General features: G+C 56.2%; 33 protein-coding genes and 3 pseudogenes. 26 read left to right on the top strand and 10 right to left on the bottom strand.

All coding sequences use genetic code 11. The features are described 5' to 3' along the window. Window positions 1-120: 120 nt before the first annotated feature. The 4 genes and pseudogenes from ACLIBF_RS08790 to ACLIBF_RS08775 form a co-directional block, all read right to left on the bottom strand. Window positions 121-303, bottom strand: a pseudogene (locus ACLIBF_RS08790) (phage portal protein); the annotation flags it as partial. Between the two features lie 57 nt (window positions 304-360). Continuing rightward, entirely contained in the window at window positions 361-1284 is a 924-nt protein-coding gene (locus tag ACLIBF_RS08785; protein WP_001118645.1) for an IS5 family transposase, read from the bottom strand. 72 nt (window positions 1285-1356) lie between these two features. Next, window positions 1357-2214 (bottom strand): annotated as a pseudogene (locus tag ACLIBF_RS08780) (phage portal protein); the annotation flags it as partial. Then, window positions 2214-3977 carry a terminase ATPase subunit family protein gene (locus ACLIBF_RS08775; RefSeq protein ID WP_448309549.1) on the bottom strand — a complete coding sequence of 588 codons (1764 nt, stop codon included), beginning with the start codon at window positions 3975-3977 and terminating at the stop codon, window positions 2214-2216. The gene ACLIBF_RS08775 and the pseudogene ACLIBF_RS08780, both read right to left, overlap by 1 nt. Before the next feature lie 145 nt (window positions 3978-4122). On the opposite strand from ACLIBF_RS08775, the gene ACLIBF_RS08770 reads away from it, so the two are divergent. The 11 genes and pseudogenes from ACLIBF_RS08770 to ACLIBF_RS08720 all read left to right on the top strand — a co-directional run bounded on the left by ACLIBF_RS08770 (window position 4123) and on the right by ACLIBF_RS08720 (window position 9687). Beyond that, complete coding sequence (locus ACLIBF_RS08770; protein WP_448309548.1) at window positions 4123-4968, top strand: GPO family capsid scaffolding protein; 846 nt, start codon at window positions 4123-4125, stop codon at window positions 4966-4968. 48 nt (window positions 4969-5016) lie between these two features. Beyond that, window positions 5017-6105 carry a phage major capsid protein, P2 family gene (locus tag ACLIBF_RS08765; protein ID WP_448309547.1) on the top strand — a complete coding sequence of 363 codons (1089 nt, stop codon included), beginning with the start codon at window positions 5017-5019 and terminating at the stop codon, window positions 6103-6105. A 3-nt stretch (window positions 6106-6108) separates the two neighbouring features. Beyond that, window positions 6109-6777 (top strand): phage terminase small subunit, encoded by a 669-nt coding sequence (locus ACLIBF_RS08760; protein ID WP_448309546.1) that lies wholly within the window; start codon window positions 6109-6111, stop codon window positions 6775-6777. Window positions 6778-6868: 91 nt separating this feature from the next. Then, entirely contained in the window at window positions 6869-7336 is a 468-nt protein-coding gene (locus tag ACLIBF_RS08755; RefSeq protein ID WP_448309545.1) for a head completion/stabilization protein, read from the top strand. Next, window positions 7336-7539 carry a tail protein X gene (locus ACLIBF_RS08750; RefSeq protein ID WP_448309544.1) on the top strand — a complete coding sequence of 68 codons (204 nt, stop codon included), beginning with the start codon at window positions 7336-7338 and terminating at the stop codon, window positions 7537-7539. Before ACLIBF_RS08755 ends, ACLIBF_RS08750 begins: the two co-directional genes overlap by 1 nt. A gap of 2 nt (window positions 7540-7541) precedes the next feature. Then, window positions 7542-7763 (top strand): HP1 family phage holin, encoded by a 222-nt coding sequence (locus ACLIBF_RS08745; protein WP_256148991.1) that lies wholly within the window; start codon window positions 7542-7544, stop codon window positions 7761-7763. Further along, a complete protein-coding gene (locus tag ACLIBF_RS08740) occupies window positions 7747-8256 on the top strand; it encodes a lysozyme (protein WP_448309543.1) in 510 nt (169 codons plus the stop codon). Before ACLIBF_RS08745 ends, ACLIBF_RS08740 begins: the two co-directional genes overlap by 17 nt. After that, window positions 8253-8600, top strand: a pseudogene (locus ACLIBF_RS08735) (Rz-like lysis system protein LysB); the annotation flags it as partial. The gene ACLIBF_RS08740 and the pseudogene ACLIBF_RS08735, both read left to right, overlap by 4 nt. After that, window positions 8524-8838, top strand: a complete 315-nt coding sequence (gene lysC / locus ACLIBF_RS08730) for an Rz1-like lysis system protein LysC (protein ID WP_448309542.1) — start codon at window positions 8524-8526, stop codon at window positions 8836-8838. The pseudogene ACLIBF_RS08735 and the gene lysC, both read left to right, overlap by 77 nt. Then, a complete protein-coding gene (locus ACLIBF_RS08725) occupies window positions 8777-9244 on the top strand; it encodes a phage tail protein (RefSeq protein WP_448309541.1) in 468 nt (155 codons plus the stop codon). Before lysC ends, ACLIBF_RS08725 begins: the two co-directional genes overlap by 62 nt. Further along, complete coding sequence (locus ACLIBF_RS08720; protein WP_448309540.1) at window positions 9241-9687, top strand: phage virion morphogenesis protein; 447 nt, start codon at window positions 9241-9243, stop codon at window positions 9685-9687. The genes ACLIBF_RS08725 and ACLIBF_RS08720 overlap by 4 nt, the downstream gene beginning before the upstream one ends. Window positions 9688-9706: 19 nt before the next feature. Here the strand turns inward: ACLIBF_RS08720 and ACLIBF_RS08715 are convergent, their stop codons facing one another. Beyond that, window positions 9707-10321, bottom strand: a complete 615-nt coding sequence (locus ACLIBF_RS08715; RefSeq protein WP_448309539.1) for a hypothetical protein — start codon at window positions 10319-10321, stop codon at window positions 9707-9709. 121 nt (window positions 10322-10442) lie between these two features. Here ACLIBF_RS08715 and ACLIBF_RS08710 point away from each other — a divergent pair, with 121 nt between their 5' ends. The 14 genes from ACLIBF_RS08710 to ACLIBF_RS08645 all read left to right on the top strand — a co-directional run bounded on the left by ACLIBF_RS08710 (window position 10443) and on the right by ACLIBF_RS08645 (window position 21559). Next, entirely contained in the window at window positions 10443-11033 is a 591-nt protein-coding gene (locus ACLIBF_RS08710; protein ID WP_448309538.1) for a phage baseplate assembly protein V, read from the top strand. Continuing rightward, window positions 11030-11380 (top strand): GPW/gp25 family protein, encoded by a 351-nt coding sequence (locus ACLIBF_RS08705; protein WP_448309537.1) that lies wholly within the window; start codon window positions 11030-11032, stop codon window positions 11378-11380. Before ACLIBF_RS08710 ends, ACLIBF_RS08705 begins: the two co-directional genes overlap by 4 nt. Window positions 11381-11384: 4 nt before the next feature. Beyond that, a complete protein-coding gene (locus tag ACLIBF_RS08700) occupies window positions 11385-12293 on the top strand; it encodes a baseplate assembly protein (RefSeq protein WP_256148975.1) in 909 nt (302 codons plus the stop codon). After that, entirely contained in the window at window positions 12286-12894 is a 609-nt protein-coding gene (locus ACLIBF_RS08695; protein WP_448309536.1) for a phage tail protein I, read from the top strand. The genes ACLIBF_RS08700 and ACLIBF_RS08695 overlap by 8 nt, the downstream gene beginning before the upstream one ends. Beyond that, window positions 12891-14312 carry a phage tail protein gene (locus ACLIBF_RS08690; protein WP_448309535.1) on the top strand — a complete coding sequence of 474 codons (1422 nt, stop codon included), beginning with the start codon at window positions 12891-12893 and terminating at the stop codon, window positions 14310-14312. Before ACLIBF_RS08695 ends, ACLIBF_RS08690 begins: the two co-directional genes overlap by 4 nt. A gap of 5 nt (window positions 14313-14317) precedes the next feature. Beyond that, entirely contained in the window at window positions 14318-14794 is a 477-nt protein-coding gene (locus ACLIBF_RS08685; RefSeq protein ID WP_448309534.1) for a tail fiber assembly protein, read from the top strand. A gap of 125 nt (window positions 14795-14919) precedes the next feature. Beyond that, window positions 14920-16089 carry a phage tail sheath protein gene (locus ACLIBF_RS08680; protein ID WP_448309533.1) on the top strand — a complete coding sequence of 390 codons (1170 nt, stop codon included), beginning with the start codon at window positions 14920-14922 and terminating at the stop codon, window positions 16087-16089. Between the two features lie 12 nt (window positions 16090-16101). Further along, window positions 16102-16611 carry a phage major tail tube protein gene (locus ACLIBF_RS08675; protein WP_448309532.1) on the top strand — a complete coding sequence of 170 codons (510 nt, stop codon included), beginning with the start codon at window positions 16102-16104 and terminating at the stop codon, window positions 16609-16611. Window positions 16612-16668: 57 nt separating this feature from the next. Next, window positions 16669-16947, top strand: a complete 279-nt coding sequence (locus tag ACLIBF_RS08670) for a phage tail assembly protein (RefSeq protein ID WP_448309531.1) — start codon at window positions 16669-16671, stop codon at window positions 16945-16947. Between the two features lie 32 nt (window positions 16948-16979). Next, entirely contained in the window at window positions 16980-17105 is a 126-nt protein-coding gene (locus tag ACLIBF_RS08665) for a GpE family phage tail protein (RefSeq protein ID WP_256148958.1), read from the top strand. Beyond that, on the top strand, window positions 17095-19557 hold the full coding sequence (locus ACLIBF_RS08660) for a phage tail tape measure protein (RefSeq protein ID WP_448309530.1): 2463 nt from the start codon (window positions 17095-17097) through the stop codon (window positions 19555-19557). Before ACLIBF_RS08665 ends, ACLIBF_RS08660 begins: the two co-directional genes overlap by 11 nt. Before the next feature lie 3 nt (window positions 19558-19560). Next, entirely contained in the window at window positions 19561-20088 is a 528-nt protein-coding gene (locus ACLIBF_RS08655) for a phage tail protein (protein WP_448309529.1), read from the top strand. Next, window positions 20085-21260: a phage late control D family protein gene (locus ACLIBF_RS08650; protein ID WP_448309528.1), complete on the top strand. Its 1176-nt coding sequence runs from the start codon at window positions 20085-20087 to the stop codon at window positions 21258-21260. The genes ACLIBF_RS08655 and ACLIBF_RS08650 overlap by 4 nt, the downstream gene beginning before the upstream one ends. Before the next feature lie 80 nt (window positions 21261-21340). Further along, complete coding sequence (locus tag ACLIBF_RS08645) at window positions 21341-21559, top strand: ogr/Delta-like zinc finger family protein (RefSeq protein WP_256148951.1); 219 nt, start codon at window positions 21341-21343, stop codon at window positions 21557-21559. 45 nt (window positions 21560-21604) lie between these two features. Here the strand turns inward: ACLIBF_RS08645 and ACLIBF_RS08640 are convergent, their stop codons facing one another. Then, the gene (locus ACLIBF_RS08640; protein ID WP_256148949.1) at window positions 21605-21934 is read right to left on the bottom strand and encodes a hypothetical protein; all 330 of its coding nucleotides are present in this window, start codon (window positions 21932-21934) and stop codon (window positions 21605-21607) included. Between the two features lie 13 nt (window positions 21935-21947). Then, window positions 21948-22640 carry a hypothetical protein gene (locus ACLIBF_RS08635; RefSeq protein WP_448309527.1) on the bottom strand — a complete coding sequence of 231 codons (693 nt, stop codon included), beginning with the start codon at window positions 22638-22640 and terminating at the stop codon, window positions 21948-21950. Between the two features lie 356 nt (window positions 22641-22996). Here ACLIBF_RS08635 and ACLIBF_RS08630 point away from each other — a divergent pair, with 356 nt between their 5' ends. After that, window positions 22997-24061, top strand: coding sequence for a phage integrase (locus ACLIBF_RS08630; RefSeq protein WP_448309526.1), 1065 nt, complete (start codon window positions 22997-22999; stop codon window positions 24059-24061). 302 nt (window positions 24062-24363) lie between these two features. On the opposite strand, the gene ACLIBF_RS08625 is transcribed toward ACLIBF_RS08630, so the two are convergent. Genes ACLIBF_RS08625 through copC form a run of 3 tightly spaced genes read right to left on the bottom strand, consistent with a single transcriptional unit; the run spans window position 24364 to window position 26000 of the window. Beyond that, entirely contained in the window at window positions 24364-24711 is a 348-nt protein-coding gene (locus tag ACLIBF_RS08625; RefSeq protein WP_031377483.1) for a YebY family protein, read from the bottom strand. Between the two features lie 30 nt (window positions 24712-24741). Further along, window positions 24742-25617, bottom strand: a complete 876-nt coding sequence (gene copD, locus ACLIBF_RS08620) for a copper homeostasis membrane protein CopD (RefSeq protein ID WP_279809755.1) — start codon at window positions 25615-25617, stop codon at window positions 24742-24744. Window positions 25618-25622: 5 nt separating this feature from the next. Continuing rightward, window positions 25623-26000 carry a copper homeostasis periplasmic binding protein CopC gene (gene copC, locus ACLIBF_RS08615; protein ID WP_069728569.1) on the bottom strand — a complete coding sequence of 126 codons (378 nt, stop codon included), beginning with the start codon at window positions 25998-26000 and terminating at the stop codon, window positions 25623-25625. Window positions 26001-26108 lie beyond the last annotated feature (108 nt).

The following is a 26108-nucleotide window of genomic DNA, read 5'->3' as shown; positions in this document are numbered from 1 at the left end:
GATCTGATCCTTCAACTCAGCAAAAGTTCGATTTATTCAACAAAGCCTAATTGATCTTTTGAGATTCCATTATTATGGGTTTTAATTAGAAAGCCATCCTAAGATGGCTTTTTTATTAAACTAAAAGCAGTACCTTTTGAAACCTATGATTTCTTCTCCAACCCAATGATTTAATTCTTTAAATCGCTCCTGCAACGGCGTCAGCTCATTACGCACAAACACCTGCGACGCCTTCACCACATCCCCAAACCCGCCGTTGTTGTCGGGAATAATCCCCATCATCTGCGGCGGCACGCGGTGCGCGCGGCTTTGTTGAATAAATAAGATTTCTTGCGAACGACCCTGTAGCTGGCTGGATTTTCAGGCAATACGCACGCTTTCTGGCATCCCAGCCTTTGTCATCCTGTTCAACGCACGCACCATGGCCATAGCTTCGGCTACCTGACCATCGTAGTCACGCAGCGTCAGTGAATCTCCCAACAACTGCTTCATTCTGTACATTGCCGTTTCCGCTATCGAGCGACGGTTATATTCCGTTGTCCATTTCCACCGTGCATTGCTTCCGCTCAGCCGCTGATTAGCAACGGCACGGTTGCGGTCTGCGTACTCACCGGGCCAGTAACCTGCTCCTTTTCGGGGAGGAATAAGCGCGCTGATTTTTTTGCGGCGCAGTTCATCGTGACAGAGCCGGGTATCGTAAGCCCCGTCTGCCGCGGCTGCCCTGATTTTTCTGTGAGTCTGCCGGATAAGGCCCGGGAAGGCTTCTGAGTCCGTGACGTTATTCAGCGACAGGTCTGCACAGACAACTTCATGTGTGTTGCTGTCAACAGCAAGATGCAACTTTCGCCAGATACGACGGCGCTCTTTGCCGTGCTTTCTGACTTTCCATTCGCCTTCACCAAAGACCTTCAGCCCGGTGGAATCAATCACCAGGTGTGCGATTTCACCCCGGGTGGACGTTTTGAAACTGACATTAACCGACTTTGCCCGCTTACTGACACTGGTGTAATCCGGGCAGCGCAACGGAACGTTCATCAGGGCAAAAATGGAATCAATAAAACCCTGCGCAGCCCGCAGGGTCAGCCGGAATACGCGTTTAATCACCAGAACGGTGGTGATGGCGAGATCAGAATAGCGCTGGGGCCTTCCTCGTGATGAAGGCGTTGCCGACTCATACCAGGCCTGAATCGCCTCATCATCCAGCCAGAAAGTGAGGGAGCCACGGTTGATGAGAGCTTTGTTGTAGGTGGACCAGTTGGTGATTCTGAACTTTTGCTTTGCCACGGAATGGTCTGTGTTGTCGGGAGGATGCGTGATCTGATCCTTCAACTCAGCAAAAGTTCGATTTATTCAACAAAGCCGGTGCGCGCTTAACAGGTCGTCGCGGCTGGCCTTCTTGATGTTAAAGAAATCGTCTTTCGTCGCGACTTCACTTAGCGGCAGGATCTTGATGCCGTCCGGCTTACCGTTAGGCGCGTACATAAACAGGTTGCGGAAGTTACCCAGCCCTTTCGTGTCGCGCATCGCCTGGCGCATCCGGTCAACGTCGCTGCTGCTCTGCGCCGCGTCGGTCATATACAGGATGTAACCGGCGTGCGCGCCGTTCTGATAATACTTGCGGCGGAACAGAGTCGCCGCCTCATTCAGCCAGGCGGAATTAAGCGCGCTGAGGTATTCCGGCAGGCCGTAAAGCTCCTGATTGATATCCGGCTCCAGCAGGTGAAACACGCTGCCGGCCGAAAACTCATGCGGCTCTTTCCAGTCGTTAACAAACCAGTAAACGCCGTCCTTCACTCCCCTGCGGGTAAATTTGGCCGGGGTGGTTTCAAGGCGCAGCGGTTTACCCAGGCTATTGCGACGCAGCTCGGCGAAGGCGTTGCCGAAGACCAGATAATCCAGCGCAAACTTGCTGAACTCCTGCTGACTCATCATCGGGTGCGGGATAAAGGTCGAGGCCAGAATGTTGCGCTTTACGTAAATCGGTGAGCTGTGATGCACAGCCGAGCGCAGGCTCTTAGCCAGCCCGCTAAAGCTGACCGGCGGCTCAAACCAGCGCCCGTTACCGATGCACTCGGCGTAATCCAGAATGTCGCGCTTATCCATGACCGGCGTCGGATCGCCAAAGGTAAACGCCTCGGCGTGCTGCTGCGGTGCGGTTGCCTGTACCGGCTGCGCGGTGGCGGTGTGAGCCTTGCGGCCTCTGCGTTTGCTCATCAATAAAATTCCAGAATAGAGGGGTTAGCTCCGCCGCTGGCTGCGGTGAGCGGTTCGTTTAACAGTGCGTGCATGATTGCCCAGGCGACGTCGGCATGGCTGGCCTCTTCGCTGCGGCTCGCCTCATAGGTTGAGCGGTTGCCGCTGGCCGTCATGGTTTTGCGGATAGCCATAAACGACTGCGTGATATCCGTCGCCCCGGCGTCATACTCAAGCCGCCCGCTGCTGATGGTGTCTTTCGCCTTCAGCACCATTGCGGTTTTCACTTCCGGTGAGTATTTGATTTCGCGCGCGGCCGGGTAAAACTGGCGTACCAGCTGGAAAACACCCTGACCGATGCCGGTGGCATCCACGCCGATATATTCCACGGTGTATTTTTTGGTTAAATCCTCGATAGATTTCGCCTGCGCGGCAAAGTCCATGCCCCGCCACTGGTGACGCTCCAGCACGCGGAACTTACCGCCCGAAACGAGTGGCGGTGCGATTACCGCACAGCCTGCGCTGTCGCCGGTGTGCGACGGGTCATACCCGATCCAGACCGGCCGGTATGCAAACGGGCGCGGCAGGTACGGGTTAAAGTCTTCCCACTCTTCCAGGCTGTCGATCATGCAGCTCTGCAGCTCGGCGAACGGGAACACGCTCGCGGCGTCGTCGACAAACTCACACATCAGCAGGTTCTGATATTCCGCCGGGCTGTATTCAAGCTGCAGCTGGTCAATATCGAACAGGTTGCAGCCGCCGGTCAGCGCATCCTCAACCGTCACAATCTGCCGCCACTGCCCGTCACCGCACAGCGCGCCTTTCGCCAGGTGTGAATGCGACAGGTCTATCTCGATGCGATCATCTCTGTTGCGCCGCCCCTTGTTAAACAGCTCGCCTGACCAGAACGGATAGGCGCTGTGCGAAAGAGCCGACGGCGTAGAAAAGTAGGTGGTGCGCCATTTCTTGTGCAGCGACATGCCGCTGGCCACCTTTCGCAGCTCCTGAAATTTCGGTATCCAGAAATATTCATCCAGGTACAGGTTGCCGGTATAGCTCTGCGCGGTGCGCACGTTGGTGCCGAGAAAAATCAGGCGGGCGCCGTTCGGCAGCACAATCGGATCGCCTTTCAGGTCAACGTCAGCCTGGCGGGCAAAGTCGATGATGTAATTTTTAAATACGTGCGCCTGCGCCTTGCTGGCGCTCAGGAAAATCTGGTTTCGCCCGGTGGTCAGCGCATCGATCAGCGCCTCGCGGGCAAAGTAGAACGTGGCGCCAATCTGGCGCGACTTCAGTATGTTGCGGATGCGGTGAGTCAACCCGGCCTTGTGCCAGTTGAGCTGGTACTCAAAGCAGTTATCCATAAACACGCCGGTCAGCTTCGCAATCTGCTCCTCACTGAACTCGTTTTTAATGGCCGGCTGGCGCTCACCCTTGTTGCGGTTGCGCACGTTGGGGTTTAAATCAGCCTCATTGCCGGTGCCGCGATAACGTTCGACGCGGGCGAGGCGCTCAATCTGTCGGCCGAGCGCGTCTATCTCTTTGTAATCACCATTCCCTTTTACCTCTTTCATGATCAGCTGAATCAACCGCGCTTCCATGCTGGCCTCGACGCGACTGATGGGTGCGATATCGTCCCACGCGTCACGTAGTTTCCAGCTCTGCACGGTCGGGGTTTTCTGGCCCAGCGTTTCCGCAATCTGGCGCACGGAGTATCCCTGCCAGTAAAGCAGTGCGGCCTGGCGGCGGGGATCGCTGATGGTTGTCATCGGTGTCATGTTCATGCCGTCAAGGCTACCGGTGCCGGAAATGGCCCGCCTGCTGTCCGTGTTTGCTCATCGCTCAGCGGGCTGGCATTCGTTGAGGGTCTGCGCCACGGCGGGGAAACTGGCCCCGACCTGAACCAACCCACTGACCGGAGCCTGAACAATGGCAACTAAAGCAAAGCGTTTTCGCATCGCAGTTGAAGGCGCGACAACCGACGGCCGCGTGATTTCCCGCGACTGGATTTCGCAGATGGCGAAAAACTATGACCCGGCCATGTACGGCGCACGCATCAACATGGAACACATTCGGGGCTATGCCGCTGACAGCACTTTCCGCCGCTTTGGTGACGTGACCGCCGTCGAGGCTGAAGAAATCGGCGAAGGCCCGCTCAAGGGCAAGCTGGCTCTGTTTGGCTGGATTGATCCGACGACTGAGCTGGTCGAGCTGACCAGGGCGCGCCAGAAAATCTACACCTCCATTGAAGTTAACCCGGAGTTCGCCGACACGGGCGAGGCGTATCTGGTCGGCCTGGCTATCACCGACGACCCGGCAAGCCTCGGTACGGAGATCCTGAGCTTCAGCGCCACCGCCAAAGCCAATCCGCTGGCGTCCCGCAAACAGGATAAAGACAACCTGTTTACCGCTGCCGAAGAAACCCTGATCGAGTTTTACGACGAAGCCGACGCAGGTCCGTCGCTGCTGGCCCGCGTGAAAGAACTGTTTACCCGTAAAGAGAAAACCGACGACGAGCGTTTCAGCGACGTCAGCGCGGCGGTCACCGCGATTGCCGAGCAGGTGCAGCAGAACGGTGACGCGCAGACGCAAAGCCTGTCGGCGCTTGAGAAAACGCTGACCGGACGGCTCGACGCGGTTGAACAGCAGGCCGGTGAGTACCGCACTGAGCTGGCCGAACTGCAGGCGGTGCTTGCGAAAACCGACGGCAGCTTTACCCGTCGCCCGGCCTCAACCGGCGGCAATGAAAAAGCCAGCGTGCAGACCGACTGCTGATAACGCGCGATCTGACCACAACAAAATCTGAACCGAACAGGAGCGCCAATGCGCAAGAACACCCGCTTTAAATTCAATGCTTATATGTCCCGCGTCGCCGAGCTGAACGGCGTTGAAACCGATGACATGAATAAGAAATTCAGCGTAGAGCCGTCTGTGGCGCAGAAGCTGATGACCCGCGTGCAGGAGTCGTCCGCATTCCTGACCCGCATCAACATCGTGCCGGTGCCGGAAATGAAGGGCGAAAAAATCGGCGTCGGCGTTTCCGGCTCCATTGCCAGTACGACCGACACGGCGGGTGGCGACGAGCGCGAAACGGCAGACTTCGCCGCGCTGGATGACCAGGGCTATGAGTGCGCACAGGTCAACTTTGACTTTCATATCCGCTACAACACCCTCGACCTGTGGGCGCGGTATGACGATTTCCAGACCCGCCTGCGTGACGCCATCGTGCAGCGTCAGGCGCTGGACCGCATGATGATTGGCTTCAACGGCGTGGAGCGTGCCAAAACCTCAAACCGTGCCAAAAACCCGATGCTGCAGGATGTCGCCGTGGGCTGGCTGCAGAAGTACCGCAACGAAGCGCCCAAGCGCGTGATGAGCAACATCACCGGCAAAGATGGCACGGTGATCTCTGAAAAAATCCGCGTCGGTAAAGGCGGCGACTACGCCAACCTCGATGCGCTGGTGATGGATGCCACCAATACCCTGATCGAGCCGTGGTATCAGGAAGACCCGGAGCTGGTTGTTATCGTGGGCCGTCAGCTGCTGGCCGACAAATATTTCCCGATAGTGAACCAGACGCAGGCGAACACCGAGCAGCTGGCCGCTGACGTGATCATCAGCCAGAAACGCATCGGCGGTCTGCCAGCCGTGCGCGTGCCGTACTTCCCGGCCGACGCCATGTTTATCACCCGCACCGATAACCTGTCGATCTACTGGCAGGAAGGCACTCAGCGCCGCCACATCGAAGAGGTGCCGAAGCGTGACCGCATCGAAAACTACGAATCCGCCAACGAAGATTACGTGGTCGAGGATTACGCGGCGGGCTGCGTTATCGAAAACATCGTGATGGGTGATTTCAGCGAACCGGCTGCGGCCAAAGACGCGGAAACCCCGGAAACCACGGAGGCGTAACGCATGTTGAGTCCTGCCCAGCGTCACCGCATGCGCCAGCAGGCCATTGAAGCCTCGCAGGTGCCTGACAGCCCGCACCGCCATGCCAACGCCTATGAGCAGATGATTATCAAGCTCAATGAAGACAAGCGTCGGCTGAAAAAGGTGCGCTCAAACGAGCGCAAGGCGGAGCTTAAGCGCCAGATGCTGCCGGAGTATCTGCCGTGGGTGTCGGGTGTGCTGGAAAAAGGCAAAGGCGCACAGGATGCCGTGCTGATGACCGTCATGATCTGGCGGCTTGACGCAGGCGACGTAACCGGCGCGCTGGAGATTGCACGCTATGCGCTGGCACATGGTCTGGTGCCGCCGGACCGCTTCAAACGTGACAGCACGCCCTATCTGCTGGCCGAGGAAGTGGCAAGCGCGGCAATGCGGGCCTGGACGGTAAAGGAGCCGGTTGATACCGGTCCGCTGCTGGAAACCCTTGCGCTGACGGAATCCGAAGACATGCCCGATCAGGTGCGCGCCAAGCTGCACAAAATTACCGGGTACGTGCTTCGCGATGCGGGCAGGACTCAGGAGGCGATGACCCATTTAGTGCGAGCGCTGCAGCTCCATGAGGGCTGCGGCGTGAAGAAAGACATTGAGCGGCTGGCGACTGAAATGAAAAAGCAGGCACAGGCCCGCCGCTGACCGAACGCGACCCTGCGCACGGGCGGCAGGACGGCAACGCACTTTCAGTGTCTGCGCCGTCCTCCACCGCCCACCTATTCAGAGGCCAATTATGACAACGGTAGTGATACCCGCACCGCGACCGGCAGAGACTGCCGAGCCGCCGGTAAAGAACACGTTTTTCTGGCCTGATATCGACCTGCAGCTGCTTCGCGAAACGCTGCGGTATGAGGGAACGGTTACCGCACAGCGCCTGCGCCTCGCGGTGAAAACGGCAATTTCAGAAGTTAATGCCGAGCTGTACGACTGGCGCGCCGCGCAGATGGATGCCGGATTTAAGACGCTGGCTGACGTGCCGGCCGAAAGCCTGGACGGCGAAAGCGAAAAGGTGACGCACTACCTGGCTGCCGTGGGATCTATTACTGCCGCCACCATTGCCGAGCGTTACCGCAGCTATGACGCCAGCGGCACGAAAAAGGCCACCGAGGTTGAGGCGATGGCCGACGAGTACTGGCGCGACGCCCGTTTCAGTATCAGCCGCATCGGCGAGCGCCACGGCTGCATTGTGAGCCTGCTCTGATGAAGGTTTATGCGCAGCAGGGCGACACCGTTGATGAGATCTGTTTTCGCTATTACGGGCGAACGCAGCAGGTCACCGAGTGGGTTTACGAGGCCAATACCGGCCTCGCCGAAGCGGGACCGGTGCTGCCGCACGGTTACCCCGTCGAGCTGCCCGACCTGCCGGAATCTTCAACAGGTGAAACCGTTAACCTGTGGGACTAAAAATGGAAAAAATCAGCTCCGTGATCAACTACCTGATCGGCGTCATTCTGATGTGGTTCGGCCGTCACACGCCGCAGGATATCGCCTTTATGGTCGGATCGGGCGTGGCCGTGGTGACCGTCGTGATTAACGTGGCGACGTTCTTTATCAACTGGCACTACCGCCGCAAAACTTATGAGCTGCAGCAGCGTTTACAGGGGGTGAGCCTTGAGCCAGACCGCTAAGCGCTGTGGTGTGGCGGCCGTGCTGGTGCTCGCCGCGCTGCTGCCGCAGTTCAAAACCCTGAAAACTTCCGAGGCCGGGCTTGCACTCATTGCTAATGCCGAGGGGTGCCGCACCTCGCCCTATCAGTGCAGTGCGGGCGTCTGGACCAACGGCATCGGCCACACCGAAGGCGTGACGCCGCACAGCCAGGTCAGCGAGCGGCAGGCCGCAGTTAACCTGGTGTATGACGTGATGCGCGTTGAGCGCGGGATCGATGTCTGCATGCGCAGCGACATGCCGCAGCCGGTTTACGATGCGGCCGTGTCGTTTGCTTTTAACGTGGGCGTTAACGCTGCCTGCAAATCCACATTTACCCGATACATCAACGTGCAGCACTGGCGACATGCCTGCAATGAGCTGAAACGCTGGGTGTTTGTTAAGGGGGTAAAAAATCGTGGGCTGGAGAACCGGCGCGCCATAGAGACGGCTTACTGCCTGCGGGGCGTGTCATGATGCGCCTGTTTGCGGTTCTGCTCGCCGTGGTGGTGCTGGCGCTCGCCTTCACCGGCTGGCGCTGGTCAGTTGCCAATGAGGATTTGGCCCAGGCGCAGCGCATCATCGACACGCTGTCTGAAGGTATCGAAAGCCGCGACAGGGCCATAAGCCGCCTTAATGACGAATCCCGCGAAGGGCAGAAACGTGAGGCCGCGCTGAGAATGATGCAGAGCCGCGCCAGTACTGCCGCGCTTACCCGTGAAATGCAAATACAGAGGGAAACCGATGCGAATCCAGCACTCCGCGACTGGTCTGCTGCTGCTCTGCCTGCTGATGTTATCCGGCTGCACGCCCGTCCCGCCTTCGCCACCGCCCGAGATTATCTGGATTGGGTGTCCACGCGTAACAAGCTGCCCGGTGCCGGGCAACAGCCTGCAAACGGCGGGCGATCTGGCGGCGGATAACCGTCAGTTAGAGGCGGCGCTCGCGTCATGCGGGCTGCAGGTCGAAATCATTAAAGAGTGCCAGGAGCAACACGATGTTAAAGCCGAAACAACTGCGCGAGGGCCTGACGGCAAGCGTGCCGCTGCTGCAGCGTAACCCTGACAGCCTGAATATGTTTATTGACGGCGGGCGCATCGCCTCAACGCTCGCCAGCTCGCTGTCGTTTGAATATCAGTATCAGCTGAACATCGTCATTACCGATTACGCCGATGATATCGATCTGATTATGGTGCCGGTGCTGGCCTGGCTGCGCGAGAACCAGCCCGACATTATGGCGACCGAGGAAAAGCGCCGCACCGGTTTTACCTTTAAGGCCGATGTGATCAGCGACTCGCTGTGCGACGTGAGTATTGACCTGCAGCTGACCGAGCGCGTACTGGTGAAGCAGGAGAACGGCGCGCTGCATGTGACGCATCTGCCCGAGCCACCGTTGCCGGAAAACATTGAGCGCCCGCTGCAGCTGTATGTTCACGGAGAGCTGGTCAGTGAGTGGCCGCGATGAGCGAGTTTGATGAGCTGGAAAAGCGGCTCGGTGCATTGATCGGTAATCTGTCTGCACCGGCACGCAGGGCGCTGGCGTCAACGGTGGCGAAGCGGTTGCGCGCCAGTCAGCAGCAGAACATCAGACGCCAGCAGGCACCGGATGGCACTCCGTTTGCGCCGCGCAAAACGCAGGCGCGCAAAAAGAAAGGCCGGATAAAGCGGGAGATGTTTGCGAAGCTGCGCACCGCGAAATACATGAAGGCGCAGGCCACACCTGATGAGGCGGTGGTGCAGTTCACCAGCCGCGTACAGCGCATGGCCCGCGTACATCACTACGGATTGCGCGAGCGGCCATCACGCAAAGGCAAAGAAGTGCAGTATGAGGCCCGTCCTCTGCTGGGTCTTGACAATCAAGAAATGGAACTCATCGAAGATGAGTTTGTTAAATTACTTCTAAAATAAAAGAGCAAGAATGATACTTTTAATTTCTAATTATTTTCTTTATGTATTTGGTTATTTCATCAAGCCTAGCGTCAAATTCCGATTTAAAAGTGTCATCATCTCCACCCTCAAAAACTATTCTTCTCACGTTACGATGTTCACTCTTTAGGTGTTCTTTATCAAAGCGATCAATTTCCGGGTTTATGTAATCTAAATAATCGCGCAAAGCAATTAATAAATCAGTTTCTTTTTTGGTGACCTCATCCCATAACTTACTGATTTCATCACCCCACAAAGCTTCAGCCTCAATGATGTTGGCGTATATCTCTGGTCTTACCTCTGAAATCCTTTTCCACCTTGCTTCATATGCTTTATGAGTATTATGAAATCTAATTTGTGATGCACTCATGTTGGCAACTTCCTCTTGAGAGGATTGGTTTAATTCTCGGCCGCTCATGGCTGGATGTCGAATGGAGCTTATTATGTCTCTGTATTTATACAAATTAACTAAGAGATTTTTTGATAGATTGTAATTGGCTTGCCCGCTAATTTGTCTTTTCCATGTACTCAACCCTTTTAACGCGACATACGCTCCCGTGATAGCTGTTAATGTTAATACTATGTCTTTAAAAACGCTAAAGAATACCCCAATCATTTCTACCTCTTTAAACCATTGAGTATTGAATTGAACTACTAAAAAACCATTCGATGTTTGGTGATTACTGAGCAAACCGCCTTAAGTGGTGCAAGATGCTTCGCTTCTTCAAAATTATGGCATGAACGAACAAATTGCAGAAATTCTGCGCCTGCTGCGCAATCTGATCCGTATCGGCACCGTCTCTGAGGTCAATCTTGACGATGCGCTTTGCCGTGTGGATACGGGGCAAAACACAACCGGCTGGCTGCACTGGCTGACCGCCCGCGCCGGTAAAACCCGCGCCTGGAATGCACCTTCCGTCGGCGAGCAGGTGCTGATTCTGTGCCTCGGCGGTGAGCTGGATACCGGCTTTGTGCTGCCGGGCATTTTCTCTGACGCCAGCCCTGCACCCTCAGCCTCTGCCGATGCGCTGCACTGGTCATTCCCCGACGGCGCTGTGATCGAGTACGAGCCGGAAACCGGCGCCCTGATCGCGACCGGCATACAGACGGCCACCATTAAGGCGGCCGTTAAAATCCTGTTTGATTCGCCGGAGGTGGAATGCACTGCACATCTAAAAGCCAAAACATTTGATTTTTCAGAGGGCGGGAAGATGACCGGCGACGTCGAACATAGTGGAGGGAAATTGGCGTCAAACGGCGTCATTGTTGACGACCACGACCACGGCGGCGTACAGCGCGGTGGTAGCAGAACGGACGGCCCCAAATGACAACGGCAAAATTTACCGGCATGAACCGTGAAACTGGCGGCGCAGTCGCTGACCTCGATCACATCCGTCAGTCAGTACGCGACATTCTGCTGACGCCGCTCGGCTCCAGGGTGATGCGCCGCAATTATGGCTCATTGCTGTCGGCACTGATTGACCAGCCGCAGAACGAGGCGCTGCGCCTGCAGATTATGTCGGCCTGCTACATGGCGATCCTGCAGTGGGAGCCACGCGTAACGCTGACCGGCATCAGCTACGAACCTGCGTACAACGGTGGCATGGTGGTCGAGCTGATCGGCACCCGCGCTGATACCGCGCAGGATTTTACCTTAACCGTCCCTGTGAGCTGAGAACATGGCAACCATTGACCTGAGCCAGCTGCCCGCGCCCGACGTGGTGGAAGTGCTGGACTATGAAACCCTGCTCGCCGAGCGCAAGGCGACACTCATTTCCCTTTACCCTGCCGACCAGCAGGACGCCATCGCCCGCACGCTGACACTTGAATCGGAGCCGATCGTAAAGCTGCTGCAGGAAAACGCCTATCGCGAGGTCATTCTGCGTCAGCGCATCAACGAGGCGGCGAAGGCCGTTATGGTGGCGTATTCCGTGGATGATGACCTTGACCAGCTCGGCGCCAACAATGGCGTTTCCCGGCTGACGATCACCCCGGCGGATGATACGACCATCCCGCCCACGGCGGCAGTGATGGAAAGTAACGACGATTACCGCGCCCGTATTGCGGCCGCTTTCGAAGGGCTGAGCGTGGCCGGGCCAAGCGGTGCCTATGAGTATCACGCCCGTAGCGCCGACGGCCGCGTGGCCGATGCGTCTGCCATCAGCCCGTCGCCCGCAGTGGTAACCATCACCGTGCTGTCGCGTGAAGGTAATGGCGCCGCCCCCGCTGACCTGCTGGCCGTGGTAGACAGCGCTCTGAATGATGAGGACGTGCGCCCTGTGGCTGACCGCGTGACCGTGCAGTCGGCAGAAATCATTGAGTATGAGATTGAGGCGCAGCTGTACCTCTATCCGGGACCGGAGGCCGAGCCGATCCGCGCTGCATCAGAGGCGAAGCTCACCGCGTTTATCAGCGCGCAGGCGCGCCTCGGAAGGGATATACGCAAATCCGCGCTGTATGCCGCGCTCCATGTTGAAGGGGTGCAGCGCGTCGAACTCATCAGGCCCGCTGCTGACGTGGTGCTGGATAAAACCCAGGCCGCGTACTGCACTGGCTACAGCATTGTGGTCGGGGGTTCAGATGAGTGATCGTCTGCTGCCCGCTGGCTCATCGGTGCTGGAGGTTGCCGCCGCCGAAGCCTGCGCAAAAATCGAAACTATCCCGGTGCCGCTGCGCAGGCTGTGGAATCCGTGGGATTGCCCGGTCGAGCTTCTGCCCTATCTGGCGTGGGCGTGGTCGGTTGACCGCTGGGATACCGCGTGGCCCGAGAGCACAAAGCGCGCCGTCGTGGCCGCTTCGGAGTACGTGCATAAACACAAAGGTACTATCGGCTCTATCCGGCGCGTGGTTGAGCCGCTCGGTTACCTGATACGGATCATTGAGTGGTGGAAAACCGGCGAGACGCCAGGCACGTTCCGGCTTGACGTTGGCGTACTGGATACCGGCATTACGGAGGAAATGTATAACGAACTGGAGCGGATGATAGCGGATGCAAAGCCGGTCAGTCGACACCTCATAGGACTATCAATCAACCTCGATGCCAGCGGCACGATCCCGGTTGCCGCCGCCTGCTACAGCGGTGATGAGCTGACTGTTTATCCCTATACCCCTGAAATCATCAGCGTCGGCGGGCCGGTCTGTTCCGGTGCGGCGGTGCATCTTATTGACCTGACGGAAGTGAGAGCATGACGACAAAATATTTTGCCCTGCTGACCAATCAGGGCGCGGCTAAGCTGGCGAACGCCGCCGCGCTCGGCACGAAAGTAGATATCGCCTCAATGGCCGTGGGTGATGGCGGCGGCACGCTGCCAACGCCAGACGCGGCACAGACAAAGCTCATCGGTGAAAAGCGCCGTGCGCCACTTAACGCGCTTGCGGTTGACGCGGCCAACAACAGCCAGATTATTGCTGAGCAGATTATCCCGGAAAGCGAGGGCGGATTCTGGATACGTGAGATTGGCCTGTTTGACGCCGACGGCGTGCTGATTGCCGTTGCAAACTGCGCGGAGACTTATAAGCCACAGCTGCAGGAGGGCAGCGGCCGCACGCAGACCGTGCGTATGATCCTAATTGTGAACAGTACCAGCGCGGTGACGCTGAAAATCGACCCGTCCGTGGTGCTGGCAACGCGCAAGTATGTTGATGATGCCGTGATCGAGGTGAAGGCATATGCTGATGACCTGATGGCAAAGCACATCGCTGCAGCCGATCCGCATAAGCAGTACGCCCCAAAAGAAAGCCCGGTGTTTATCGGTACGCCGAAAGCCCCGACGCCCGCCACGGGCAACAGCTCCACGCTGATAGCTACAACGGCATTTGTGCAGGCGGCCATCGCGCAGCTGGTTGCGTCTTCCCCGGAGGCGCTTGACACGCTGAACGAACTCGCTGCCGCGCTGGATAATGATCCGAACTTTGCCGCTACCATGACAAATCAGCTTGCCGCGCGTGCGCTGCTTGCAGGCAACGTCTATCAGCAGTTTTCCGTTAAAGACGCCACGCTTGACGGCCATGCCGTTAACCGCGGGCAGATGAATGCCGCGCTCGCGCTGCACGCTTTGCTGGGCGGGTCAGCGTCGCAAAAGTTCCTGGTGCTGAGCGCGCCGGCGGATAACAACGCCGCCGTGCCGGTTTCGCTGCTGAATGACGGGCTGAGCAAAAAGGCCAACCTGAACGGCAATGACCAGACGGATTTTTATGTGCGCAATAACGGTGAAACAAACGCCGCTGTCAGCAATGCACGCCTCAGCTTCGTGCTGGGCAATTATGCCTTTAAAGGCGGGGATGCAGGTCAGGGCTTTGCAGTGGCGGGCGGCACGGCCGCTAACAGCGCCGTCGCTTATGGGCAGTTTCAGGCTGGCTCCAACGGAAACGGAGCATGGACTAAGCTGCCAAACGGCGCGCAGTGGTGCCGTCAGAACCTGAGTATTCCGGCAAAAACTAACGTCATCTGGACCTACCCGGCGGCGTTTACGGCTCCGCCTGCCGTATTTATAACCGGTATCAACGGCGATCCGGCGGTATGGTCAACCGGCGTAGGCGCGGGCAATGCCGGTATCTATAACAACAACGATGCCGCCCTGAATGTTAACCTTCTGGCTATCTGGTGATGAGCATGATCGAACAGAACAATTTTACAGCTGAGCAGAGCGGAGCCGATCAGGCGCCGCCGTTTGAAAAACGCTACTTCGTGTCGGTTAACGCCACTGACCACATCGACGGGATGTTGATTGCCTTCAGCCAGGCTGACGCGGAGAACTATTCCGCCATGGATCTGGCAGAGCTGACGCAGGCGCAGTTTGAGTCTGTCGGGCAGGATTGCCAGTTTATTGATGGCGAGGTGGTAAAGGGACCGCCTCTTGTGCCGGTGCTGACTGCCGAAGCCAGCAAGGCGATACTGAAGGCGCGTATCCGTGATGCGAGCGAAAAAATACAGACGCTTGCAGATGCGGTTAAACTGGGCATGGCACAGGCGGGTGACAGCGACCGTCTTACCGCCTGGGAAACATACCGCGTCCGGCTCAGCCAGATTGACACATCAACCCCTCTGGCAGACTGGCCCGCCGAGCCAGCAGACGTAGAGGCTGCATAAAAGCCGCCCCGGATGCGGGGCTTTATTTTGCCTTCTGTCCGCCTGTCTGCCAGCAAACCACAACCGCATGCAACGCCCCGCCTGACCTGACACCCTGAGCACACCCTCAAAACGGAGTGCATCAGATGTCTGATTATCATCACGGTGTCCGTGTCGTCGAAATTAACGTCGGCACGCGCACCATTTCCACCGTCTCAACGGCAATCGTCGGCATGGTCTGTACCGCTGAGGATGCCGACGCGGCTGCGTTTCCGCTCAATACCCCGGTACTGCTGACTAACGTCCTGTCGGCTATCGGCAAGGCCGGTAAAAAAGGCACCCTGGCAGCAGCGCTGCAGGCCATCGCCGACCAGGCTAAACCCGTCACCGTAGTTGTCCGCGTGGCCGAAGGTGAAACAGAGGCCGAAACGATTTCCAACGTTATCGGCAAAACCGATGAGAACGGGCAGTACACCGGCATGAAAGCGCTGCTGGCCGCGCAGACGCAGCTCGACGTCAAGCCGCGCATCCTCGGCGTGCCGGGCCTCGACTCGCTGGAAGTGGCGACCGCTCTTGCGGGCATCGCGCAGCAGCTGCGCGCCTTCGCCTACGTCTCAGCATGGAACTGTAAAACCATCAGCGAGGCCATGAAGTATCGCGACAATTTCAGCCAGCGCGAGCTGATGGTGATCTGGCCCGACTTTATCGCCTGGAACACCAACGCCAACGCCTCAGAAACTGCCTACGCGACGGCGCGTGCGCTGGGCCTGCGCGCCAAAATTGACAACGACACCGGCTGGCATAAAACCCTGTCAAACGTCGGCGTCAACGGCGTGACCGGCATTTCGGCAGGCGTCTTCTGGGACCTGCAGCAGACCGGCACCGATGCCGACCTGCTTAACGAGGCGTGCGTGACGACCCTCATCCGTAAAGACGGTTTCCGCTTCTGGGGTAACCGCACCTGCAGTGACGATCCGCTTTTCCAGTTTGAGAACTACACCCGCACCGCGCAGGTGCTGGCCGACACGATGGCCGAGGCGCACATGTGGGCCAACGACAAGCCGCTGACGCCGGTACTGGTGCGCGACATTATCGCGGGCATCAACGCCAAATTCCGCGAACTGGTCAACGCCGGTTACCTGCTGGGCGCGTCCTGCTGGTATGACGACACCGCGAACGATAAAGACACCCTGAAGGCGGGCAAGCTCTTTATCGACTACGACTACACGCCGGTGCCGCCGCTGGAAGACCTGACGCTGCGCCAGCGCATCACCGACAAATATCTGGCGAACTTCGCCGCATCCGTAAACAGCTGAGGAGCCGGATAAATGGCACTGCCACGAAAACTTAAAGGGCTGAACCTTTTCAACGATGCAAACAGCTATCAGGGCGTGGTGACGGCCGTCACCCTGCCGAAGCTGTCGCGCAAGCTCGATGCCTATCGCGGGGGCGGCATGAACGGCGCCGCGTTTATTGATAACGGTCTGGAAGATGACGCGCTGGATATGGAATGGACCATCGGCGGCATGGATGAACTGGTGCTGTCTCAGTGGGGCGCGTCTGACGTGCCGCTGCGTTTTACCGGCTCTTACCAGCGCGACGACACCGGCGAGGAAATTGCCGTCGAGATCGAGGCGCGCGGTAAGCACCAGTCGTTTGATTTTGGTGAGGCCAAACAGGGCGAAGATACCGAAACCAAAATCACCAGTAAAAACAGCTATCTCAAGCTGACGTTTAACGGCAAAGAGCTGATTGAAATCGACACCATCAACATGGTTGAAAAGGTGAACGGCGTTGATCGCCTGGAGCAGCGCCGCAAAAACCTCGGCCTGGTGTAACCCTGACGCCAGCGCCCGGCGCTGGCTTTACCTGACTACAGTGAACAGAGAATAATCATGGAAAAGAAAGAGAATGTTGTTGAGCTTGAAACCCCGCTGCAGCGTGGTGAAACCGAAATCAAAAGCGTGGAGCTGATTAAGCCGACAGCAGGCAGCCTGCGCGGCGTGCGCCTGGCTGACCTGTGCGCATCAGACGTTGACTCGGTGCTGACCGTGCTGCCCCGCATTACCCTTCCGGCGCTGACGAAAGCCGACTGTAATGCGCTCGATCCGGTTGACCTGATTGCCCTCAGCGGCAAGGTGATCGGTTTTTTGTCTACGAAGTCGGACGAGTAGACTGGCCGCGTGGCCTGACGGTCAATGACCTGATGGCCGATATTGCCACTATCTTCCACTGGCCCCCCTCTGAAATGTACGACATGCCGCTGGCCGAGCTTATCGGCTGGCGGCATCAGGCCCTGATCCGCAGTGGAGTTAACCCCGATGAGCAATAACCTCAAGATTCAGGTGCTGCTGAAAGCGGTTGACCAGGCGAGCCGCCCGTTTGCCGCCGTCCAGAAAGAAACCCGCAGGCTGTCAGGCGATATCCGCGAAACGCAGAACAGCATCAAAGAGCTGGACGCACAGGCGGCGAAAATTGACGGCTTTCGTAAGGTCAGCGGGCAGCTGGCCGTCACGCAGCAGAAGCTGAAAAACGCCAAAGCAGAGGCGGCAGCGCTGGCCGTGCAGTTTAAGAATACCGAGCGCCCGACCACGCAGCAGGCCCGTGCACTGGAAAAGGCGCGGCAGGCGGCGTCTGAGCTGCAGACGAAAACCAACAGCCTGCGCCTTTCGGTGCAGCAGCAGCGCGAGGCACTTAACGCAGCGGGGATTTCCACTAAAAATCTGAGCAGCGAGCAGCAGCGCCTGAAATCCGCCTCGGCGCAGGCTACGGTCAGCCTGAGCCGTCAGAAAATGGAGCTGCAGCGGCTGAATGCACAGCAGGAGCGGCTGAACCAGACAAGCGAGCGCTACCGTAAAGGCCAGGAGCTGTCAGGTAAGGTGCGCAATATGGGCGCGGCCGGTATCGGGGCTGCAACGGTCGGCGGCATGGCGGCAACCTCGCTGCTGATGCCGGGCTTTGAATTTGCACAGAAAAATTCCGAGCTGCAGGCCGTGCTCGGCGTGGCGAAAGACTCAAAGGAAATGAAAGCCCTGTCTGCGCAGGCGCGCCAGCTCGGTGATACAACCGCCGCCTCTGCCGATGATGCGGCAGGCGCGCAAATCGTTATCGCCAAAGGCGGCGGCGATGCCGCTGCCGTTCAGGCCGTTACGCCGGTCACGCTCAATATGGCGCTGGCAAACAAACGCACGATGGAAGAAAACGCAGGGCTGCTGATGGGAATGAAATCAGCCTTCCAGCTTTCAAACGATAAGGTGGCACACATCGGCGACGTGCTGTCGATGACGCTGAATAAAACGGCTTCTGACTTTGACGGGCTGAGTGATGCGCTGACCTACGTCGCCCCGGTGGCGAAAAATGCAGGCGTCAGTATCGAGCAGGCGGCAGCAATGATCGGCGCTCTGCATGACGGCAAAATCACCGGTTCAATGGCCGGTACCGGAAGCCGCGCCGTGCTGAGCAGGCTGCAGGCTCCTACCGGCGAATCATTTAAGGCTATCAAAGAGCTGGGGATTAAAACCGCAGACGGCAAAGGAAATACCCGCCCGATCTTCACCATCCTGAAAGAAATGCAGGCAAGCTTTGATCGTCACAAGCTGGGAACAGGCCAGCGCGCCGAGTACATGAAAACCATCTTCGGCGAGGAGGCCAGCTCATCAGCCGCCCTGCTGATGACTGCTGCCTCAACCGGCAAGCTCGACCAGCTGACCGCCGAGTTTAAAGCCTCTGATGGCAAAACTGCCGAGCTTGTTCAGGTCATGCAGGATAATCTCGGCGGCGACCTGAAAGAATTGCAGTCTGCTTATGAGGCCATAGGCACCGACCTGTTTGATCAGAATGACGGCAGCCTGCGCTCGCTCACCCAGGATACAGCAGCGCTGCTGCTGCAGGTAGATAACTGGATTAAGGCCAACCCTGTGCTGGCAGGTGGTATCGCTAAGGCTGCAATGGGCGGGCTGATACTCGCCGGTGCGCTGGGCGCCATCGGGCTGGTTGCGTGGCCGGTAATTGCGGGTGTTAACGCCATCATTGCGGGTGCCGGGCTGCTCGGGACGGCATTCAGCATAGCGGGCGGCGCCATCACGACGGCGCTGGGTGCAATCACGCTGCCGGTTCTGGCCGTCGTCGCCGTGGTTGCAGCTGGTGCGCTGCTGATCCGTAAGTACTGGGAGCCGATCAGCGCCTTTGTTGCCGGTGTTGCCGAAGGTTTTGCGGCCGCGATGGGGCCGATCAGTAATTCATTCGGTTCGCTAAAACCGGTTTTCGACTGGTTCAGCGGCAAGATAAAAGAGCTTTGGGACTGGTTCAGCAAACTGCTGGAGCCGGTGAAATCAACGCAGACCGAACTGGCCGCCGCCGGAGACATGGGTAAGCGATTCGGCAACATGCTGGCCGAGGCGCTGAAAATCCCGAGTCACGCGCTCGATCAGCTGATGGGCGGCATTGACTGGGTGCTGGATAAGCTCGGCATTATCGACACCAAATCTGACGGGCTGGCCGACAAGGTGCCGTCACCTGACCCGATTGCCACCGGCGGCGCCGGGGTGCAGGCCGGCGGGCTGCAGTACAACCTTGCGCTGGGCGGTGCGCCATACCGGCCCGTCACCGCACCGGCGGCGGGCGGGGGATTTGCCGACCATAGCCAGAATAGCTATCAGTACGATATTCACATGCACCCCGGCATGACAAAAGACGACGCGCTGGCGCTGATGGCGCAGCATCAGGCCCGCGAGCAGCGAAACCAGCAGGCGAAGCAGCGCAGCAAAATGGGATGGGAGGATTAAACGATGATGATGATCTACGGCATGATGCCATTCATGCGCCGTACCCTGCCTTACGGCGAGCTGCAGCACAGCGTCGATTATCGCTGGCCGACTAACAGCCGCGTCGGGCAACGGCCATCGGCGCAGTTTATCGGTCCCGGCGATGAAAAAATCACGCTGTCAGGGGAGCTGCGCCCGGAAATTACGGGCGGCGCCGTGTCCCTGCTGACGGTGAAGCTGCTGGCTGACGAGGGAATGGCGTGGCCGCTGATTGGCGGCAACGGTACGATATTCGGTATGTACGTTGTCGAAAACTACGCGGCGACTCACAGTGAGTTTTTCAGCGACGGCACCGCCAGCAGGATTCAGTTTACGCTGAGCCTTAAGCGGGTCGATGAATCGCTGACCTCGATGTTTGGCGATCTGAAAAAACAGGCCGACGGGCTGATCAGCGGCGCCGGTAATCTGCCTGGGCAGGTTACGTCTGCTATACAGGGTGCCAGAACAGCAGCCGGCAGCCTGATTTTTTCAGCCGGAGGGCTGTTAGCATGACCGGCATCAGCAGCCTGCCGGTGCAGGCCGGGGCGCGGATGGCGCCAGACTTTCAGCTGACGGTAAATTCAAAAGATGTGACGGCCAACATCCGCGACCGGCTGATCTCCATGACGCTGACCGATAACCGTGGCTTTGAGGCCGATCAGCTTGATATCGAGCTGGATGACGCCGATGGTCAGCTGGCAATGCCGGTGCGCGGTGCCGTGATAAAGCTGTTCCTCGGCTGGAAAGGTCAGGCGCTTATCGGCAAAGGTGAGTTTACCGTTGATGAAGTTGAGCACCACGGCGCGCCGGATACGATGACCATCCGGGCGCGAAGTGCGGATTTTCGCGGTTCGCTCAATTCCCGCCGCGAGGTGTCCTATCACGACACCACCCTGGGCGATATCGTTTCGCAGGTGGCCGGACGCAATAGCCTTAAGCCGCAGCTGGCCGAGGGGTTTGCCGGGATAGCTGTAGCGCATATTGATCAGACGCAGGAAACTGACGCCAAATTCCTGACGCGCCTCGCCTCGCTGTATGGCGCAGTGGCGGCAATTAAAGCCGGGCGGCTGCTGTTCATCAAGCCGGGGAACGGCGTCACCCTCAGCGGCAGGCCGATCCCTCAGCTCACCCTTACGAGGCAGGATGGTGACCGGCACAGCTTCAGCATTGCCGACCGTGGCGCCTATACCGGCGTTTCTGCAAGCTGGCTGCATACCAAAGACCCGAAGCCGAAAAAGGTAAAGCTGCAGCGCAAGCCGAAAATAAAGCACCTGCGCGCACTGGAGCACCCGGCGGCCAAAAAGAAAAAGGCGACTGCGACCAAGGTGCCTGAAGCCAGGGAGGGGGATTATCTGGCGGGGAGTGAAGATAACGTTTTTGCGCTGCCCACTGTTTACGCCAGCAAGGCAGCGGCGATGCGGGCTGCTAAAGCAAAGTGGGAAAAACTGCAGCGCGGTGTCGCGGAATTTTCCGTCACGCTTGCGATGGGCCGCGCAGACCTGTACCCGGAAACGCCGGTGCGGGTAAGCGGTTTTAAGTCAGTAATCGATGCGCAGCCATGGCTGATCAGTAAGGTGACGCATAGTCTGAGTGGCAGCGGTTATACCACGCAGCTTGATTTTGAGGTGCTGCTGTCAGAGGTTGAATATCAGACAGAAACAGAGGGTGAAACGGAAAGCGGCTAATTCGGTTGTAATTTGCAAACCTCAATTTGCTTATTCAAAATTAGCCTTCATCGCCCTGCTCTGTCTGTAAGGAAAACAACATGATGCATTGCCCGCTGTGCCAGACTGCTGCTCATGCCAAAAGCAGCCGTTATGTCTCCAAAGAGACCAAAGAGCGTTATCACCAGTGCCAGAACATCAATTGCAGCTGCACTTTTAAAACTCATGAATCAGTGACAGGAATGATTGTTACGCCAAGCCAGGTAAATAAAGCGCCATGCTTTCCGTCACAGATGGAACAAGTGCCTTTAATTCATTAATAAATGTTAAATCAGGGGTGGCAATCGTCACCCCTGATATGGACATCAACTCTTCGGACGGGTGAACATTACAAACAAGCCGAGGATAATGTCACCGATAACCCAAAGGCCGAAAAGCATTGCCATCCCGATTCCAGTTCCCACGGCTGCACCAGCATGTTCAGCGCCGGCTAGCTTATCCATATTTTCCGTAGCTGTGTTATAACCACCAATAACCCAAATAAGCATCAAAATATTGAATGCTATAAAGGCGAATTTTATTAGCTTGCCAAAAAATCCCCGCTTAGGTTTTCTCAGCTGAACCGCGCAAGATGGACATTTAATCGCAGTGTCACTAACCTGGCTTGAACATTCGGGGCAACTAATTAAGGCCATATCAACCATCCTTTTAAATTGGTTTTATAGAATCAAATCTGAACAAAAACTCTGGCTCTGATAACGAACCATTTATTGTCATGCTTTTTTCTTTTACTGCATCCTGTTCTGATGGGAAAAAAGTTCCTGAAAACATGACTTTCTGCCCAACACTCATATTTATCAGTGAACTATAAACCTTTGTGCCTTTCTCAATTAAAGTATCATCTTGCATATCAGAAAAATCATTATTCCAGGTTGCAAGCGTTAACATTGGAGAAAGTTTAATAACTAACATACCTTTACCGTCACTATTTGTATCGAGCTTTGATATTGTCCCTACCCAGTTAGAAACTCTGGTCAATCCCAAGTTAGCAAGTTGGTTTTTCCTCTGGTCCCTCAGAACAGATTTCTGGAGTTCGTTTTTTGCCGAAGCATACTGTTCCCTAATCTGTTCGGAAAGTGATATCAACCCCGCTTCGGCATTTGGAATTTCAGGATTAAATTCTTTCTGAGAAGAATTAGAAACCGAAGGAGTTTCTATTTTAGATTGGTTATCATGGGAAGAAATAATAAAAAGAAAAACAACCACTACCACGGCTAGTGAGATATATACTTTCTTCCTGGACTTTTTCAACTTGCTGCCACACTTAGAACAGCATGTTAGGCTCTTATTATTAAGGGCACTGCAAGAATCGCATTTAAGAAAAAGGCTTTCACTTTTCATGTCAGTTGCAATTTCCTTGTCCAATGAGCCGAAGCGTTAATTGCATTTAGGATTTTTCCGATCCTACAGAAACATTTAGAAATGTCAATAATCAAATAGCACACTACGATTTACATTATCTATTGATATTAATGATTTTATGTCATCTCATCACCTGTGTGTTTTTATTCATTCTTTCGCATCATGACTTATCATTTAAGAAGAAAATGTTATTAAAGTTTTTGCATCGATTGAATTATGTACGCCGCTCACCACTCATTAATAACCCTATCAATGTTTGTTTCAGGTTAAACAAACATTGAATACTGTATTTACATACAGTACTTTAACCCCATTTTTTGTAAAGGGGTTAAGACATGTCGATTAGAAAACTGAATACGGGCAAATGGTTATGCGAGTGCTACCTCCATGGCAGAGGCGGCAAACGTGTAAGACGTCAATTTAAAACCCGTGCAGAAGCTATCGCCTTTGAGCAGTACACCCTAGACGAAAGCAAAGCCAAACCTTGGTTAAGCGAAAAAGAGGATAATCGCCGCCTGAGCGAGTTGATTGAGCTGTGGTACAACCTGCATGGTCGCTCACTCAGCGATCGCAAAGGACGCCTGGGAAAGCTCAACATTATCTGCAATGGCATGGGAAATCCTATCGCTGCCAATATCACAGCAAAAGATTGGGCGCATTATCGTAATAGTCGACTCGAAGGGAAAATAGAAAATGGATATAAAACCAGCGCTAAGTCGTTAAAGGTTTCACCCGGTACAGTTAACTGTGAACATGCCTTTTTGCGTGCGCTGTTTAACGAACTGGAGCGACTGGGCGAGATCTCCTACCCTAACCCGCTGAAGAACGTCCGCGAGTTTGACCTGCCTGAAAAAGAGATGTCCTGGCTGACAGAAGTGCAAATTAAAAAGCTATTTGCCGCCTGTGCCGTGCATGGCAACGCTGACCTGACATTAATTATTAAAATCTGTTTATCGACGGGCTGTCGCTGGAGTGAAGCCGCAAACTTAAAGGCTTCACAGCTTTCACCCAATAAGCTGACCTTCATTAATACCAAAGGGAAAAAGAATCGCTCAGTGCCAATTAACGACGAGTTACATAATGAATTAAAAGGCAAGGAAGGCAAATACTTCGAAGAATGCTATCGCCAGTTTTATCGTGTTATCCACCTGGCGGGTATCGAGCTACCTGAAGGACAGATGAGCCACGTTTTACGCCACACCTTCGCCAGCCACTTTATGATGGCCGGGGGTAACATCCTAGTGTTACAACGCATCTTAGGCCATTCCGATATACGTGTTACGATGCGATATGCACACTTCGCTCCTGATCACTTGGAAGATGCTATCCACTGTAATCCCCTGTCACTTATGGCTCAGAAGAGTGGCGGCAAAATGGCGGCAGAGGTTCCAGGAGGGTGAGACAGGGGATAACAGGAGGTGTATTAACTCGTTGATTTATAGATAAGTCACTGATGCTAAATACCAGACAAAAAAAGACCGAATACGATTCCTATATTCGGTCCAGGGAAATGGCTCTCAGGGAGCCGTGCGCTAAAAGTTGGCATTCTTGCAGGCGGTTTCGCCTTGCAAGTTAAGATTAGAACAGCGCAGAGGTTTTGCCAGTTAACGCGAGGCTGAGGGCCGGAAACTGAAACAGTTTGTGATCGCAACGGCAGAAAACAGCAGAATTCGGGTGCAGCGCAGCACTGCACCCGGCGGGTTTATTTACCGCACAGCGCCTGGGTACGCTCAATGATCGGCTGCAGGCTCATCATATGGCCTGGATTGGCTTTATCTTCGCTCTGAATCACGCTGATAGGTTGTGCCTTCACCTGCTTGGTTTTGAACAGCTGATCCGCTTTATCATTCAACGGATACTGCATCAGGGTGCTGGGGTTAATGGCAAACAGTGAACCGTCTTTCTCACAGGTCAGCATCACCTCTTCGCGGTTAAACGGCCACTTGTCTTTGCCGATTTCAAAGCGGCTGACGGTAATGATCTGCGCCGCCAGCGCCTGGCCGCATACGGATAACAACAGGACTGCGGGAATCACTTTCTTCAGCAACATAACTTACCTTTACGCATTTCTTAATAATATTCAGGCTGGCGACAGCGTGGCAAAAACGCTGACCAGCCCAACCACTCCACATGCCAGCAGCAGTTCAAGCTGGGTCATGCGGATAAATTTTTGCTGCGTCCCACTGCCCGCCAGACGGAAGCGTGGCACCAGCCAGTAACGGTTAATCAGCGCCACCAGCACCATCAATGCCACCAGCAATACTTTCCACAGCAATAAAGCTACGTAACGTGAATCGGGCCACGCCAGCGGCCAGCCGAGGATCAGCAGGCTGTTGAGCATCCCGGTCAGCAGGGTTAACGCCACGGCCAGATGACCATAACGGGAAAAACGCATCATGGTGCGGATAGCGTCTGTACGGCGATCGATCTGGCGAGCTTCACGCATCAACAGCAGCAGCGGTAATAAACCGCCGGCCCAGAACGCCGCGCCCGTCAGATGCAACGCCTGACTGATCTGCTGCAGCGCGCCGGGCCCGCCTTCGCGCATCGCCGCGTGTCCGGTTAAGGCCAGAGCGGCCAGTTGCAGCACGCCCGCCAGCAGCAGTGTCTGCGCTCGTAACCGTCCCTTCAGCCATAGCCCTGCGACAGCAAAGACGCCGAACAGCATCTCCCACTGCCACACTGCGCCAAAGCGGGTGCCGAGTACCGCCAGCCAGACCGCGCTATCGGCCAGATTGGCGCTGTCGCCGCTCATTAATACGTTCTGGCAGGCCAGCATCGCCAGTGCACTCAGCAGCGCCAGCCACGCGCTCCACTGCAATAACGGATTTAAGCAGATCGTCAGCCGTGGACGATAGCGCGCCGGTGCCAGCAGCGCGCAATAACATGCGCTGGCGGTCAGCAGCATCAGGGCGGCAAAATGCAACCCGCGCAGCATCACCCAGACGGAGTCCACCACGATTATTTCACGCTGAAGCGGTAGCTTCCTGAGGTTTTATGCCCATCGACCGACAGCACATGCCAGTTAACCTGGTAACTGCCAGCGTTAAGCGGCTGAGGCAGATCGACAATCAGACGACTGGCGTGCTTTGACTCAACGTGCGCTTTGCCGGTTGCTACCGGCTGTTGGGCCGCATCCAGCAAGGACACGCCGCTGAATGCCGCCTCGATATCTTCGCTAAAATTGAGCGTCAGCGCAGCCGTTGAATGGGTCACCTGCGCGTCAGCCGCCGGGTTTGATGACTGAAGATGCGCATGTGCCAGCGCAGACTGACTGAAGGCAAGGCCTGCGGCCGCCACCAGCGCAATCATCATGCGGGAAACCGGTTTTTTCTGCATAAGATCATCCTTTTAACAACCGTTGACGCGACAAACGTGGCGAAAGGATACGCTGCTCTATTTGTGGTGTCGAGGCCAGCGATGCGATCCTTAACCCTTGATTCAGAC

Source organism: Pantoea sp. PGP6, from assembly GCF_053474785.1.
This window is presented reverse-complemented; position numbering and strand designations above follow the sequence as displayed.